General features: G+C 45.6%; 16 protein-coding genes. 13 read left to right on the forward strand and 3 right to left on the reverse strand.

The window, feature by feature from the left end:
- Nucleotides 1-84 precede the first annotated feature (84 nt).
- The 5 genes from PS053_RS02360 to ydcF all read left to right on the forward strand — a co-directional run bounded on the left by PS053_RS02360 (nucleotide 85) and on the right by ydcF (nucleotide 3,233).
- Nucleotides 85-942 (forward strand): DUF2262 domain-containing protein, encoded by an 858-nt coding sequence (locus PS053_RS02360; RefSeq protein ID WP_256879131.1) that lies wholly within the window; start codon nucleotides 85-87, stop codon nucleotides 940-942.
- Nucleotides 943-1,081: 139 nt separating this feature from the next.
- Entirely contained in the window at nucleotides 1,082-1,429 is a 348-nt protein-coding gene (locus tag PS053_RS02365) for a hypothetical protein (RefSeq protein WP_256879130.1), read from the forward strand.
- Nucleotides 1,419-1,865 (forward strand): hypothetical protein, encoded by a 447-nt coding sequence (locus PS053_RS02370; RefSeq protein WP_207610563.1) that lies wholly within the window; start codon nucleotides 1,419-1,421, stop codon nucleotides 1,863-1,865. The genes PS053_RS02365 and PS053_RS02370 overlap by 11 nt, the downstream gene beginning before the upstream one ends.
- Before the next feature lie 77 nt (nucleotides 1,866-1,942).
- Nucleotides 1,943-2,320, forward strand: a complete 378-nt coding sequence (locus PS053_RS02375) for a hypothetical protein (RefSeq protein WP_001001239.1) — start codon at nucleotides 1,943-1,945, stop codon at nucleotides 2,318-2,320.
- A 112-nt stretch (nucleotides 2,321-2,432) separates the two neighbouring features.
- The gene (gene ydcF / locus PS053_RS02380; RefSeq protein WP_059238828.1) at nucleotides 2,433-3,233 is read left to right on the forward strand and encodes a DUF218 domain-containing protein YdcF; all 801 of its coding nucleotides are present in this window, start codon (nucleotides 2,433-2,435) and stop codon (nucleotides 3,231-3,233) included.
- Between the two features lie 49 nt (nucleotides 3,234-3,282).
- Here the strand turns inward: ydcF and gap are convergent, their stop codons facing one another.
- Nucleotides 3,283-4,284: a type I glyceraldehyde-3-phosphate dehydrogenase gene (gap, locus tag PS053_RS02385; protein ID WP_001033374.1), complete on the reverse strand. Its 1,002-nt coding sequence runs from the start codon at nucleotides 4,282-4,284 to the stop codon at nucleotides 3,283-3,285.
- Nucleotides 4,285-4,473: 189 nt separating this feature from the next.
- On the opposite strand from gap, the gene cybB reads away from it, so the two are divergent.
- Entirely contained in the window at nucleotides 4,474-5,004 is a 531-nt protein-coding gene (cybB, locus tag PS053_RS02390; RefSeq protein ID WP_000428996.1) for a cytochrome b561, read from the forward strand.
- 339 nt (nucleotides 5,005-5,343) lie between these two features.
- Here cybB and PS053_RS02395 read toward each other — a convergent pair whose 3' ends face one another.
- The gene (locus PS053_RS02395) at nucleotides 5,344-6,267 is read right to left on the reverse strand and encodes a LysR substrate-binding domain-containing protein (protein ID WP_059218338.1); all 924 of its coding nucleotides are present in this window, start codon (nucleotides 6,265-6,267) and stop codon (nucleotides 5,344-5,346) included.
- 216 nt (nucleotides 6,268-6,483) lie between these two features.
- Between PS053_RS02395 and hglS the strand changes: the two genes are divergently transcribed.
- The 4 genes from hglS (at nucleotide 6,484) to rimL (ending at nucleotide 10,657) form a co-directional block, all read left to right on the forward strand.
- A complete protein-coding gene (gene hglS / locus PS053_RS02400) occupies nucleotides 6,484-7,827 on the forward strand; it encodes a 2-oxoadipate dioxygenase/decarboxylase HglS (protein WP_000013820.1) in 1,344 nt (447 codons plus the stop codon).
- 224 nt (nucleotides 7,828-8,051) lie between these two features.
- Nucleotides 8,052-9,707 carry a glucan biosynthesis protein OpgD gene (gene opgD, locus PS053_RS02405; RefSeq protein ID WP_000375933.1) on the forward strand — a complete coding sequence of 552 codons (1,656 nt, stop codon included), beginning with the start codon at nucleotides 8,052-8,054 and terminating at the stop codon, nucleotides 9,705-9,707.
- 137 nt (nucleotides 9,708-9,844) lie between these two features.
- Nucleotides 9,845-10,069 (forward strand): HP1242/YdcH family protein, encoded by a 225-nt coding sequence (locus tag PS053_RS02410; protein ID WP_002462169.1) that lies wholly within the window; start codon nucleotides 9,845-9,847, stop codon nucleotides 10,067-10,069.
- 48 nt (nucleotides 10,070-10,117) lie between these two features.
- Nucleotides 10,118-10,657 (forward strand): 50S ribosomal protein L7/L12-serine acetyltransferase, encoded by a 540-nt coding sequence (rimL, locus tag PS053_RS02415; RefSeq protein ID WP_137646881.1) that lies wholly within the window; start codon nucleotides 10,118-10,120, stop codon nucleotides 10,655-10,657.
- On the opposite strand, the gene ydcK is transcribed toward rimL, so the two are convergent.
- Nucleotides 10,649-11,629 (reverse strand): YdcK family protein, encoded by a 981-nt coding sequence (ydcK, locus tag PS053_RS02420; RefSeq protein ID WP_001234011.1) that lies wholly within the window; start codon nucleotides 11,627-11,629, stop codon nucleotides 10,649-10,651. The genes rimL and ydcK overlap by 9 nt on opposite strands.
- Before the next feature lie 123 nt (nucleotides 11,630-11,752).
- Between ydcK and tehA the strand changes: the two genes are divergently transcribed.
- From tehA to PS053_RS02435, 3 genes are all read left to right on the forward strand, one after another.
- Nucleotides 11,753-12,745: a dicarboxylate transporter/tellurite-resistance protein TehA gene (gene tehA / locus PS053_RS02425; protein ID WP_125060737.1), complete on the forward strand. Its 993-nt coding sequence runs from the start codon at nucleotides 11,753-11,755 to the stop codon at nucleotides 12,743-12,745.
- Nucleotides 12,742-13,335 (forward strand): tellurite resistance methyltransferase TehB, encoded by a 594-nt coding sequence (tehB, locus tag PS053_RS02430; RefSeq protein ID WP_000636987.1) that lies wholly within the window; start codon nucleotides 12,742-12,744, stop codon nucleotides 13,333-13,335. Before tehA ends, tehB begins: the two co-directional genes overlap by 4 nt.
- A 301-nt stretch (nucleotides 13,336-13,636) precedes the next feature.
- Nucleotides 13,637-14,305, forward strand: coding sequence for a DUF3313 domain-containing protein (locus PS053_RS02435; RefSeq protein ID WP_059215890.1), 669 nt, complete (start codon nucleotides 13,637-13,639; stop codon nucleotides 14,303-14,305).
- Nucleotides 14,306-14,382 lie beyond the last annotated feature (77 nt).

Below are 14,382 nucleotides of genomic sequence, written 5' to 3' on the forward strand. Positions count from 1 at the left end.
ATCCGGGTGGGGCGGTAGCGTGTCATGTGCCGATTGGATAAGGTGTAGGACAGGACGTAATTCTAAATGAAAAGGAGTCTCAAGATGGTTGTTAATTCAACTGAATATAAATATGTTATGCAGCAGTATCAAAGTAATGACGAAGAAATACTGGTGCTTTTTAGCGATACCGGCGGTGGCGCCGGGCGAATTAAAGGTGCGCATCTGTGGACGGCGAGCGCTAACTTTATTGCGTATAAAAACCTTGCTACAGGTGAAATCAGTACGGAAGATGGGCGGATTGAGTGGTTGCTCAGTGACGAAGATATCAAATTACACGGCTCTACATATCCGTTCCATTTTAAAAAAGGCGGTATATATCGTTTACGCGTGCGATCACTTATTGATAAAACTGTCGCTGAAGATAAATCCCCCGCATTTTATAATCGCTTTTTTGTGCTTGATATAATTGAAGAAAACACACTCTGTGATGCGCTAAGCGACATTTTGGCTGAATATCGAAAGCCTGTACTATTGCAGGATGAATTACTTGGACAATTCACGCTGGATAAAGACTATTCTCACTTTTCTGGTAAAATAACGTGGCTGAATAATAATGTTTTTGTGCATTTAAATATCGATAAAGCGAATAAAAGTAGTTGGCAGGCTGCGTTGGGTCATTTGCGGTATCTCTATGATCACCAGCAAGAAAAAGACAGTGAATTTCGCCAGTTTGCAGCGGAGGAACTTACTGAGCTCGCCAATGACTGGCTGGATGATGAGGATGCTGATGAAATTACAGAAACCTCTTTTGCGGAAAGAATGACGCTTTGTGAGCTGGTTATTGAAGCTGATGGCGATTTTACCGTCTATTGCAGTGATGATGATATGTTTTATGGTCATTCTATCGACGTCTCGGGCAATATTGCATATGGTGCAACTAGCGCAAATATTGTCGGATAAATGAAAGATTATCGGTGATAAATATAAAGCAACAGTATTAACTTGATTTTTGATTAATGTAAAAATTATTTGTCAACACAGTCAGATAAGGAAAAGATGACACACCCTCTACTGTAAAATAACAAACTGAGTTAATAATATGAAAAATGATATTGAAATTGTAGATGAAATGATATGGCATGATGGTGTTTTACTGGAAACCAGAACAATATGTCATCATGCAGAGTATAATTTCATATTGATAATGGAAGTATATACTGATAACTCTACATCAGGTAGACAACAAAAAATAATTGAGTTTATGGGCGTTGAGCATTTCTCGCAGATTATGGATGCCACTGAACTTATTGATAATCAAAGTGCGGGTAATATCAAAGATGCAATTATTTTATATAAGAAGAAAAAATATAAAATAATGATTAATTTATTTGGTGGTTTTTTGAGTTTTTCATTCAGAAAGTTGAGAGTTATTGGCAATGAATGCTAACGGTTATGAAGATGACAGGTTTCTTTTTTATGAAGAAAAACTCCGCTGGCGAATGAGTCGGCAAATTTATAATGCAAACACAATATTTTATGAAAACCAGAAAGATAGCGTTCAGCAAATTTTAAAAAAATATACAAAACGTATACCTGTTCTTGTTTTTTGGGGAAATGAACGCAGATGGACAATTGTTAACGGTCTGGAAGTGGTGAGTGTCTTTGATGAACATCTCCATTACATCTATCTTAATGAGATAAATAAAGAGATAAGACCTGATTTCTCACACAAAAAAAGCTTATATTTTAAATGTGAGTTAAAATTTATTCTTTTGGGGCGTGACAGGATTAAAATATGGGTTCCTGAGGGGAGGTTATATTTTGCATTAATGAATGTGTTGCAAATGTTCCCCCTGAAAAACCCGCTTTCAACAAGGAATTAATGCAACAACTACAAAATAATGAACTTAATTAATGTGTCCGCTATAGATTGCAGTCTTATATATTAAAAGGTGTCAATGTGAATGAATGTTTTATAAATATTACACCGGATTTTTTATCTTTTAAAAATGCCGGTTTGTCAGACTTACAGTATCGAAATGCAAAACTTACAATTTCATTGATTTGTCCGCCGATTAAGTCAGAAATCAACATATCTTTTGACTGGATACACTCATTTCGTGTCACCGATGAAGGGGATTTATTAGGGATGCTGGGAGCGTATGGTATTAATCAAACAGGGATTTATCGGGTAGCAAATTCAACTTACCTGGCATGGTTTACTAAGCAAAGTATCGGTATTCATGAAAATAAAATGATTGAGCATTATGTCATTGCAACGTCTAATGATGTTGTTGATGTCCTGTCTGTGGTTTCTCCGAAAATAGTGTATAAGTAAAGAATTAAGTCTTGTGAAGACGATAAAGAAAATTCGACTTCTTCCTTTCAGAGTGCTCCACTTCTCTTTATTATCTCACGCAGTATTCTTAAGGGAACGAGAAGGAGGAACCATGAATATTACCCCGTTTCCGACGCTTTCAGCGAAAACTATTGATGCCATAAACGTTATCGGGCAGTGGCTGGCACAGGATGATTTCTCTAATGAGGCTCTGTATCCGGCTGATTGCGTGATCCTTGCGGGTAACGCGGTTATTCCCACTATCGACGCGGCATGCAAGATTGCCAGAGATCGGCAAATCCCTTTATTGATCAGCGGTGGTATCGGTCATTCGACAACGTTTTTATATAGCGCTATTGCACAGCATCCGCACTATAACACCATCCGCACCACGGGCAGGGCGGAAGCGAGCATCCTTGCGGATATCGCCCACCAGTTCTGGCATATTCCCCATGAAAAAATCTGGATTGAAGACCAGTCTACGAATTGCGGGGAAAATGCACGCTTTAGCGTTGCGCTTCTGAACCAGGCCACGGAGCGAATTCATACCGCCATCATCATTCAGGACCCAACAATGCAGCGCCGAACCATGGCAACGTTCCATCGCATAACAGAGGATAATCCCGATGCGCCTCGCTGGTTAAGCTATCCGGGATTCATCCCCCAACTGGAGAATAGGGCAGGCGCTGTTGCGTTTGTTAATCAACTGGAAGGATTATGGTCGGTCGAACGTTATCTGTCGTTACTCACTGGCGAGTTGCCTCGCTTGCAGGATGATTGTGATGGCTATGGTCCACGCGGGCGTGATTTTATCGTTCACGTTGATTTTCCTACAGAAGTCACCATGGCGTGGCAAACATTGAAACGAGACGCTGTGCTTATCGAGACGATGGCGAGTCGTTCATTACGTTAATCATTGTGCCGTTTGCGAAGAGGCGGAGGTTTTCCTCCGCCTGCGTCTGTCAGAGTTTGGCAAATTTTTCCAGAGTGCGAATAAGTTGGGTGACGAATCCATACTCGTTATCATACCAGGCGACGGTTTTCACCAGTTGCAAATCGCCCACGGCGGTGATTTCCGTCTGGGTCGCATCAAACACCGAACCAAAATGGCTGCCAATGATATCGGAAGAGACAATTTCTTCGTCGGTATAGCCAAATGACTCGTTATTGGTCGTTGCTTTTTTAAGTGCGTTGTTCACCTCTTCAGCAGTCACTTTCTTACCAAGAATGGATACCAGCTCGGTTACTGAGCCCGTTTTCACTGGCACACGTTGCGCATGGCCTTTCAGTTTGCCGCTAAGCTCCGGGATCACCAGACCAATGGCTTTTGCTGCACCCGTGGTGTGAGGGATGATATTTTCTGCCGCAGCACGTGATGCACGTAAATCCTTACCACGCGGACCATCAACCAGTGATTGCGTACCGGTGTAGGCATGAATTGTCGTCATCGTTCCCACTTCTATACCAAAACTGTCATGTAATGCTTTAGCCATTGGCGCGAGACAGTTCGTGGTGCATGACGCCACAGAAACAATAGTGTCGTTGCTATCCAGAGTATCGTCATTAACGTTATAAACGATGGTTTTCATTTCACCAGCCGGAGCGGAAATCAGTACTTTCTTTGCCCCGGCATCCAGATGTGCCTGCGATTTTTCTGCGGAAGTATAAAATCCAGTGCACTCAACAACAATTTGTGCATCTTTCGCTTTCCACGGGATATTTTTCGCCTCTTTTTCGGCGTACACCGCAATACTTTTCCCATCGACGATAAGTGAATCTTCCGTGAAGTCAACGCTCCAGGGGAACGGACCGTAGTTTGAATCATGTTTCAGCAGGTAGGCGAGAATTTTTGGCGAGGTGAGATCATTGATCGCAACAACTTCTATGTCACTTTTGACCTCAAGTAGTCGACGCAACACCAGACGACCGATACGACCAAAACCGTTAATACCAATTTTATTCATGGTTTTCTCCTGTCAGGAACACTCGGATGGAAATTGATCCTTTCCAGGCTTAGACCAGGATAGCTGGATGAGCAATCTACATTCTTGCGGCCAAATGTAACGTACTGAAAATGACGGGAACAATATTTAATGAAATTTTAAGAAAAGCTCGTTATGTTAACGTGGAATTGTTTAAAATAGGGAAATGTTATGGAGAATAAGTACTCAAGGTTACAAATCGGTATTCACTGGCTGGTCTTTTTGCTGGTTATTGCAGCATATTGCACAATGGAATTTCGTGGATTTTTTCCACGTAGCGCCCGGCCAGTAATCAACATGATCCATGTCTCCTGTGGCATATCGATTCTCGTACTGATGGTGCTCCGTCTTGTGCTAAGGCTGAAATATCCAACTCCGCCAATTGTGCCTAAACCGAAACCCATGATGACGGGACTTGCTCATCTTGGGCATCTGGTCATTTATTTGCTGTTTATCGCGCTGCCTCTGATTGGTCTGATAATGATGTATTACCGTGGTAATCCCTGGTTTGCGTTTGGCATGACGATGCCTTATGCACCAGAGGCCAACTTTGATTTGGTCGATACCTTAAAATCGTTGCACGAAACGTTGGCAAATCTGGGATATTTCATCATTGGGCTGCATGCTGCCGCAGCATTAGCACATCACTATTTCTGGAAGGACAACACGCTTTTGCGCATGATGCCGCGTAAGCATTCCTGACGACATTAAAAGAAAACGCCTGTACTAAACCAGACCCGTGGTACAGGCGAAGAATACGGGCCTACATCGGAAGCGCTTATTATATTTATTTGTATGACAAATAAAACCATAAGTTTTCCAGAATCTCTCTCAGTGTGCCTTCCGGGACATAATCTTTTACAAATCCATTAATTGCAGTCGCCAGTAATCTCTTACCGCCATGAATGCGGCAAAAATGTGATTGGAATGTTATGCCTGAAAACGCAAACGTTGTCCGTGGATCCACAAAATGCAGGGATTAAGACGACTTTGGCAACGGTGTAATAATATGGACAAGGGATCGAAAGGTCCCTTTTCCTTTTAGAAGGGCATCGATTTACGAATAGTGTTAATGAATAACTGACAACCGGAGGAGAACGTCGCATCAACGCGAGTAAGGATCCCAATTGGTTCGCCCGCTCCATGTCCCGGAACAGGCAACGCCACCAGCGCGGCATGCCGTAGATCATCTTTTACGGCGCCCGAAGGAACAAACCATACATAGTCATAATCCACGGTGAGTTGGCGTGAAAGCGATGCGGAAAGCGTTTCGATACATCCTGAAGGAATTTTACAGCCCTGACTTTGTACCAGTGCTTCGGAATGTTGCCGTGGCGCGGTGCCTTCCGGTGAAACGACAACGGGCCATTGCAGAACCCGGCTTAGCGTCACATTCTCCTGAAGCAGAGGGTGGTTGGGGCGAACAACCAGCTTCAGCGATTCGAGAAACAGCAACTCGTAATTAAGTCCGGTCATCAATTCAGGATCTGACATCCGACCCACGCCGATATCAATTTCCCCCGTTTTTAATCCTGCCAGAATCATCGTGTTACTCATCGTTGCAACTTGCAGGGTGGTCTCTCTTTGTTGTTGATGAAACTGACCGATAACAGAAGGTAATATCCCCAACGCGGCAGTAGGTAGCGCTCCCACTCTTATAATGTCATTGTTCAATCCCTCTTTACGATTCAGCGACTGACCGGCAGTGTTGATAGCATCAAGCACTTTGACTGCGTGAGTTAAAAATTGTTCGCCAGGTAAGGTGAGTTGCGCGCCTTGCCGTCCACGATCAAACAAGCGAGCACCTGTTAATTGTTCCAGTTCATTCAGGGTCTTAGAGAGCGCAGGTTGACTTAAATTAAGGGTTTCAGCCGCGCGCCCCAAAGTTCCTTGTTGTGCGACAGCGACGAATGTATGAAGGTGGCGCAAACGAATGCGCTGACTAAACAGACTATTTTTTTCCATAAGCGATGTTAAAAACGAAACGATGTTGCTGACAAGTGATGTTGTTTAATTATGATAACTTGATTGCAAAATATTATTAACATTTTAATGTGATTTTATTACGCCGGATATGCAGCATTGCTGATTTCGCAGCGAGATCACAGTTTGTAAATTCTTCCCACCAGAGTGAATGCGATTACCTACACTCCAGATAATTGATCACTGGGGGCGGGCATTATGGCGAACAGCATCACGGCGGATGAGATCCGGGAACAATTTTCGCAGGCAATGTCAGCCATGTATCAGCAAGAGGTTCCACAGTACGGTACGTTGCTGGAGCTGGTAGCTGATGTGAATCTGGCTGTGTTGGAAAACAATCCCCAACTGCATGAAAAAATGGTGAATGCGGATGAACTGACGCGGCTTAACGTTGAACGTCATGGCGCGATTCGTGTTGGAACCGCGCAGGAACTTGCTACTTTGCGGCGAATGTTTGCCATTATGGGGATGTATCCGGTGAGCTATTATGATCTCTCGCAGGCAGGCGTGCCGGTTCATTCCACGGCCTTTCGTCCTGTCGACGATGCCTCACTGGCGCATAATCCATTTCGTGTTTTTACGTCATTACTTCGTCTTGAGCTTATTGAAAACGAAACGTTGCGCCAGAAGGCGGCGGAGATTTTACAGCGGCGCGATATCTTTACCCCGCGTTGCCGGCAATTGTTAGATGAATATGATCAGGCTGGTCGTTTTAACGAAGTACAAACGCGAGAGTTTGTGCAGGAAGCGCTGGAGACATTTCGCTGGCATCAGTCGGCAACGGTGGATAAAGAAACCTATCATGCATTACATGATGAACATCGACTGATTGCTGATGTGGTCTGTTTCCCCGGCTGTCATATTAACCACCTGACGCCACGTACTCTGGATATAGACAGAGTTCAGTCAATGATGCCTGAGTGCGGTATTGAACCGAAAATTCTCATTGAAGGACCGCCGCGTCGTGAGGTTCCCATTTTATTGCGCCAGACCAGCTTTAAGGCACTGGAAGAGGTTGTCCAGTTTGTGGGGCAAAAGCAGGGGACGCATACCGCCCGCTTTGGTGAAATAGAGCAACGTGGCGCGGCATTAACCCGGAAAGGGCGGCGGTTGTATGACGATTTACTGCGTAAGGCTGGAACCGGGCAGGATAATCTTACGCATCAGTTGCATCTACAAGAAACTTTTCGCGCTTTTCCTGACAGCGAGTTTTTGATGCGTCAGCAGGGACTGGCATGGTTTCGCTATCGCCTGACGCCGTCAGGTGAAGCGCATCGTCAGGCGATTCATCCTGGTGACGATCCACAACCCTTAATTGAACGAGGTTGGGTGGTTGCGCAACCTATTACCTATGAAGATTTTTTGCCTGTTAGTGCGGCGGGGATCTTCCAGTCAAATCTGGGTGATGAAATACAGGCACGCAGTCACGGCAATGCCAGTCGTGAAGCCTTTGAACAGGCGTTGGGCTGCCCGGTTTTTGATGAGTTCCGGCTCTATCAGGAAGCGGAAGAACGCAGTAAACGCCGCTGCGGTTTGCTTTAAATTCGCCCCCTCCGGCTTTGCAAAAATTTGCCTGATTTTACAAACGAATCAGGCTCTTCCCATCGACATAAAAAATTTGCCGATTTGTGCAGATTCTCTGTGTTCAACAATTGGATTATTAATAAATATTGTCTAGAGTGAGCGGTCACAAATAAGCATTTTCTTGCCGCTGAAAACGACCAGCGCGGGACCATTCACTACACCAGAAGGACTCACTTTCAGGTATGGATCGTAGACGATTTATTAAAGGTTCAATGGCTATGGCCGCCGTGTGCGGTACCAGCGGCATTGCTTCTCTTTTTTCTCAGGCTGCGTTCGCAGCAGATTCGGACATTGCCGACGGGCAAAGCCAGCGTTTTGATTTTTCTATTTTACAATCGATGGCGCATGATTTAGCGCGAAAACCGTGGCGTGGCGCTCCGCGTCCGTTACCCGATACTCTGGCGACAATGACGCCGCAGGCCTATAACAGCATTCAATATGACGCTGAGAAATCGCTCTGGCATAACGTCGAAAACCGTCAACTGGATGCTCAATTCTTTCATATGGGCATGGGGTTCCGCCGCCGCGTACGGATGTTTTCTGTTGATCCGGCAACGCATCTGGCGCGTGAAATTCACTTCCGCCCGGAGTTGTTCAAGTACAACGATACGGGGATTGATACCAAACAACTTGAAGGGCAAAGCGATCTCGGTTTTGCAGGTTTTCGCGTGTTTAAAGCTCCAGAACTGGCGCGCCGTGATGTGGTGTCGTTCCTCGGCGCGAGTTATTTCCGTGCCGTTGATGACACTTATCAATACGGTTTGTCGGCGCGTGGTCTGGCGATTGATACGTACACCGATAGCAAAGAAGAGTTCCCGGACTTTACCGCTTTTTGGTTCGATACTGTACAACCCGGGGCGACAACTTTCACTGTTTACGCGTTGCTTGATAGCGCAAGCATCACCGGAGCTTACAAGTTCACCATTCATTGTGAGAAGAGTCAGGTGATTATGGATGTTGAAAACCACCTGTATGCACGCAAAGATATAAAACAGTTGGGGATCGCGCCGATGACCAGCATGTTTAGCTGCGGCACCAATGAGCGCCGGATGTGCGACACCATTCATCCACAAATCCATGACTCCGACCGTCTTTCCATGTGGCGAGGCAACGGCGAGTGGATTTGTCGTCCACTGAATAATCCGCAGAAATTGCAATTCAATGCCTATACCGACAATAACCCGAAAGGATTTGGCTTACTGCAACTGGATCGCGATTTCTCTCATTATCAGGACATTATGGGCTGGTACAACAAACGCCCAAGCCTGTGGGTGGAGCCGCGTAATAAATGGGGCAAAGGTACAATCGGTCTGATGGAGATCCCAACCACCGGTGAAACGCTGGATAATATCGTCTGTTTTTGGCAGCCAGAAAAAGCAGTAAAAGCCGGTGATGAGTTTGCATTCCAGTATCGTCTGTACTGGAGTGCTCTGCCTCCCGTTCATTGCCCGTTGGCACGTGTTCTGGCAACACGTACCGGGATGGGTGGTTTCCCGGAAGGCTGGGCGCCAGGCGAACATTATCCAGAAAAATGGGCCCGTCGTTTTGCTGTTGATTTTGTCGGCGGCGATCTGAAAGCGGCTGCGCCGAAAGGCATTGAACCCGTCATTACGCTTTCCAGTGGTGAGGCGAAGCAGATCGAAATTCTCTACATCGAACCGATTGATGGATATCGTATTCAGTTCGACTGGTATCCGACTTCGGACTCCACTGACCCGGTCGATATGCGGATGTATCTACGTTGCCAGGGGGATGCCATCAGCGAAACCTGGCTGTATCAATATTTCCCGCCAGCACCGGATAAACGTCGGTACGTTGACGATCGCGTGATGAATTAATTGCCATTTTTTCGGCGCCTTCTACTGGAGGCGCCGTCTGACTAAACACGATCCCGCTCGCATTTTTCCCTACGTTAAATGAGTAATCTGATGGTGCGTATTACATACACTTTGTCAGCCACTAACAGGGAGTGCGTATGTTTCCAGAATACCGAGATTTAATATCCCGTCTGAAAAACGAGAATCCTCGCTTTATTTCCTTGTTCGATAAACATAATAAGCTTGATCATGAAATTGCCAGGATGGAAGGTTCTGATGGGCGAGGATACAACGCGGAAGTGGTCCGCATGAAAAAACAGAAGTTACAGTTGAAAGATGAGATGCTTAAAATCCTGCAACAGGAGAGTGTCAAAGAGGTATAAACTTTCTAAGCCGCCAGTAAGGCGGCTTTTTAAACTGATGCAAGAATTATGACCGAGACGATTAAAGTTAGTGAATCACTTGAATTACGTGCAGTTGAAGAAAGCCATGTCATGCCGCTCTATCAGTTAACCTGTAAAAATAAAACCTGGCTGCAACAATCGCTAAACTGGCCGCAGTTTGTTCACAGCGAAGAGGACACGTGGAAAACGGTGCAGGGCAATATGATGTTGCATCAACGTGGCTACGCCAAAATGTTCATGATTTACCGGGAGGATGAACTTGTCGGCGTTATCTCATTTAATCGCATAGAGCCTCTGAATAAAACCGCTGAAATTGGTTACTGGCTGGACGAATCCTGTCAGGGACTGGGGATTATGTCTCAGGCATTGCAGGCGTTTATTCACCATTATGCTCAGCGTGGTGAGTTAAGACGTTTTGTGATCAAATGCCGGGTGGATAATCTACAAAGCAATCAGGTGGCGTTGCGTAATGGTTTTGTACTGGAAGGTTGCTTGAAACAGGCTGAATTTCTCAACGGTGCTTATGATGATGTGAATATATACGCACGTATCATCGATTCACAATAACCCCGCCAGCGGCGTTCGCGTAATGTGTTCCTCACCGTTAATGACTTTTGGGCCACGCAAATAAACAGTATCGTTATCAAGGGATTCGACGACTGCGTGGTCGGTCACTTCAATATGGTTTTCCATGATGACCGCTCCCGTAATGCGACTGTTACCCTGAATGATGATGTGCTCGTCGAGTAACACCGGGCCACCGCGTACAACAGCATTACCGCCGACCAGAACATGCTGTTTTAACACGCAGTTTCCTTCAACAATGGCATGTTCTGCAACCTGAGAGCTGTAGTGAAGCGTGGGAATAGCATCTTCCTCCATCCCGGCGATCACTTGCCCGTGACCGTAGACTTTTGCGCAATCGCAAAGCCAGACGTTGTTCTCTTCATTGCCTTCGATACAGGCAAAATCAAAAACCTCGGCACGATGCTCAATAAACGCATGCCGGACGACCGCGTTACCGTAAATTTGCGCCTGGTGAACAATTCGTGAGGCGCTGATTCTGGCGTGATCATAGATTTGTAGCAAAAGATGGTGGTCGGGGGTTAACCCTTGCGCGGCGACGATCATTGAATGCTGGTCGATATGGGCGTGACCAAAAATCCGGCATTGACCGCAAATGAGTGAATCTTTGATTGTGACGTTGTCACTTATTCTGGCGCCCTGACTGATTTCGGCGTTATCAATCCAGACGTTATTTGTGACATAAACGTCTCCCCATAACACGCAACTCCTGGTAATGCGCGTATTCCCGGTTATCACCGTTCCGGCAAACGCGATGGCATTCTGGTCGTAAATCCAGCAATTTCCTTCTTGTGCCAGCACAGTTTCGTCATCGATCCAACCACCTGCTGTTCCGGCTATCACATCGTTAAAATCAGTAACAGCAATAATTTGCCGCAATAACACACTCTTTTTGCAGCCATCTTTCTGATAACTAAAGGTTCGTTGTTCTTCATTAAGACGATATTTGCGCATAGCGTTTTCCCGCAGGTGGCTTACTATAACCGTAGCAAATTCTACGACTCTGGCTATGGTCGGGAAAATTCCATAAAATGCATTTCAAATATACTTTATAAATTAAACAAAATGAGTAATAAGATGCAGAGCGATAAAGTGCTCAATTTACCCGCAGGTTACTTTGGTATTGTGTTGGGGACGATAGGGATGGGATTCGCCTGGCGCTATGCCAGCCAGGTTTGGCAAGTCAGCCACTGGTTGGGGGATGGACTGGTAATTCTGGCGATGATCACCTGGGGATTATTGACCGTAGCATTTATTACCCGACTGGTACGCTTTCCACACAGCGTTCTTGCGGAAGTACGTCATCCCGTGATGAGCAGTTTTGTCAGCCTGTTCCCGGCAACCACCATGCTGGTGGCGATTGGTTTTGTTCCGTGGTTTCGCCCACTGGCTGTATGCATGTTCAGTATTGGCGTTGTGGTTCAACTGGTTTATGCCGCCTGGCAAACTGCGGGATTATGGCGAGGATCTCATCCAGAAGAAGCTACCACGCCGGGGCTTTATCTGCCGACAGTTGCGAACAACTTTATTAGCGCAATGGCCTGCGGCGCACTGGGTTATACCGATGCGGGTCTGGTGTTTTTAGGCGCTGGTGTTTTTTCCTGGCTAAGTCTTGAACCCGTCATTTTGCAGCGTCTGCGCAGTTCAGGAGAGTTACCGACGGCACTGCGTACATCGCTGGGAATTCAACTGGCGCCTGCGCTTGTCGCGTGCAGTGCTTGGCTGAGCGTTAATGGCGGCGAGGGTGACACGCTGGCAAAAATGCTTTTCGGTTACGGGCTGCTGCAACTGCTGTTTATGCTGCGTCTGATGCCGTGGTATCTCTCACAACCATTTAATGCCTCATTCTGGAGCTTCTCGTTCGGCGTATCCGCACTGGCTACTACCGGCTTGCATCTTGGCAGCGGCAACGATAATGGTTTTTTCCATACGCTGGCGGTGCCGTTATTTATCTTTACCAATTTTATTATCGCATTACTGCTCATTCGTACTTTCGCGCTTCTGATGCAGGGGAAATTGTTAATCAGAACTGAGCGCGCCGTTTTAATGAAATCCGAGGACAAAGAATGATCGTTCGTGACGAAAACTATTTTACTGACAAATATGAATTAACCCGCACACACTCAGAAGTTCTGGAAGCGGTAAAAGTCATTAAACCGGGTAAAACGCTGGATCTGGGCTGTGGTAATGGTCGTAACAGCCTTTATCTGGCAGCCAATGGATATGATGTCGACGCATGGGATAAAAATGCCATGAGCATTGCCAACGTCGAGCGTATTAAATCTATTGAAAAACTGAATAATTTACGCACTCAGATCGTCGATCTTAATAACCTTACTTTTGACGGGCAATATGACTTCATCCTTTCCACCGTTGTGCTGATGTTCCTGGAGGCAAAAACGATTCCAGGGCTTATCGGCAATATGCAGCGTTGCACAAAACCGGGGGGGTATAACCTGATTGTGGCGGCGATGGATACCGCGGATTTCCCATGTACTGTTGGTTTTCCGTTTGCCTTTAAAGAAGGGGAGCTACGCCGTTATTACGAAGGCTGGGAAATGGTGAAATACAATGAAGACGTCGGTGAACTGCACCGCACCGACGCCAACGGTAATCGTATTAAACTGCGTTTTGCGACTATGCTGGCGCGTAAAAAATAACTGGACACAGACAATTTGCATGAAAATGATCCGCGATGAGATGTTGAAGCGCTGTTCTTTTTTGAGAGCACATTTTTGATCAAAGTGATGTGAAATGAATCACAGTGGGTGACGTTTTTTATCAACTTAACCCACTGAAATTTAACTACTGATAATTGACTTTGCCCCTTTTTCGTCATTGACTATATCGTCAGAAAAGGGGCTGGAAATTTATTTTCACCAACACTTTTTTTGCCACAACACGAAGCGGCGCTTTTTGCTATAACTTAAAAACTCATATAATCAATTCAGGAAACTATTCATGCAAATTTCATCCATTGCAAAAGCTGCAGCTTTATGCGGTTTGTTGGCTCTGTCCGGGTGTGCTTCTAAAATCACTCAGCCGGACAAATACTCCGGTTTTTTAAACAATTACTCCAATTTAAAAGAAGCAACGTCAGCAACGGGTAAACCTGTTTTACGTTGGGTTGAGCCTGGTTTTGATCAAAGTAAATATGACAGCATTGTCTGGAATCCAATTACCTATTATCCAGTACCTAAACCATCCACTCAGGTAGGGCAGAAAGTTCTGGATAAAATTTTGAGTTATACCAACACCAAAATGAAAGATGCGATTGCACAGCGTAAACCACTGGTTACCACCGCTGGACCTCGCAGTCTGATTTTCCGTGGTGCAATTACCGGTGTTGATACCAGCAAAGAAGGGTTACAGTTCTACGAAGTTGTTCCTGTTGCATTAGTGGTTGCGGGGACACAAATGGCGACGGGGCACCGTACCATGGATACCCGCCTGTATTTTGAAGGTGAACTGATTGATGCGGCAACCAACAAACCGGTTGTCAAAGTTGTACGTCAGGGCCAGGGTAAAGATCTGAATAACGAAAACACGCCAATGGCTTTCGAAAACATTAAGCAAGTTATTGATGATATGGCGACTGATGCCACCATGTTTGACGTCAACAAAAAGTAATTCCAGTCGCGCCGTCAGAAGACGGCGCTTCTTTAATCTGTTTCTTGTGACGATAAAAAGGCGCTCATTTGCCGGGA

This window comes from Escherichia albertii (genome assembly GCF_028622335.1).
GTDB classification, from domain to species: domain Bacteria; phylum Pseudomonadota; class Gammaproteobacteria; order Enterobacterales; family Enterobacteriaceae; genus Escherichia; species Escherichia albertii.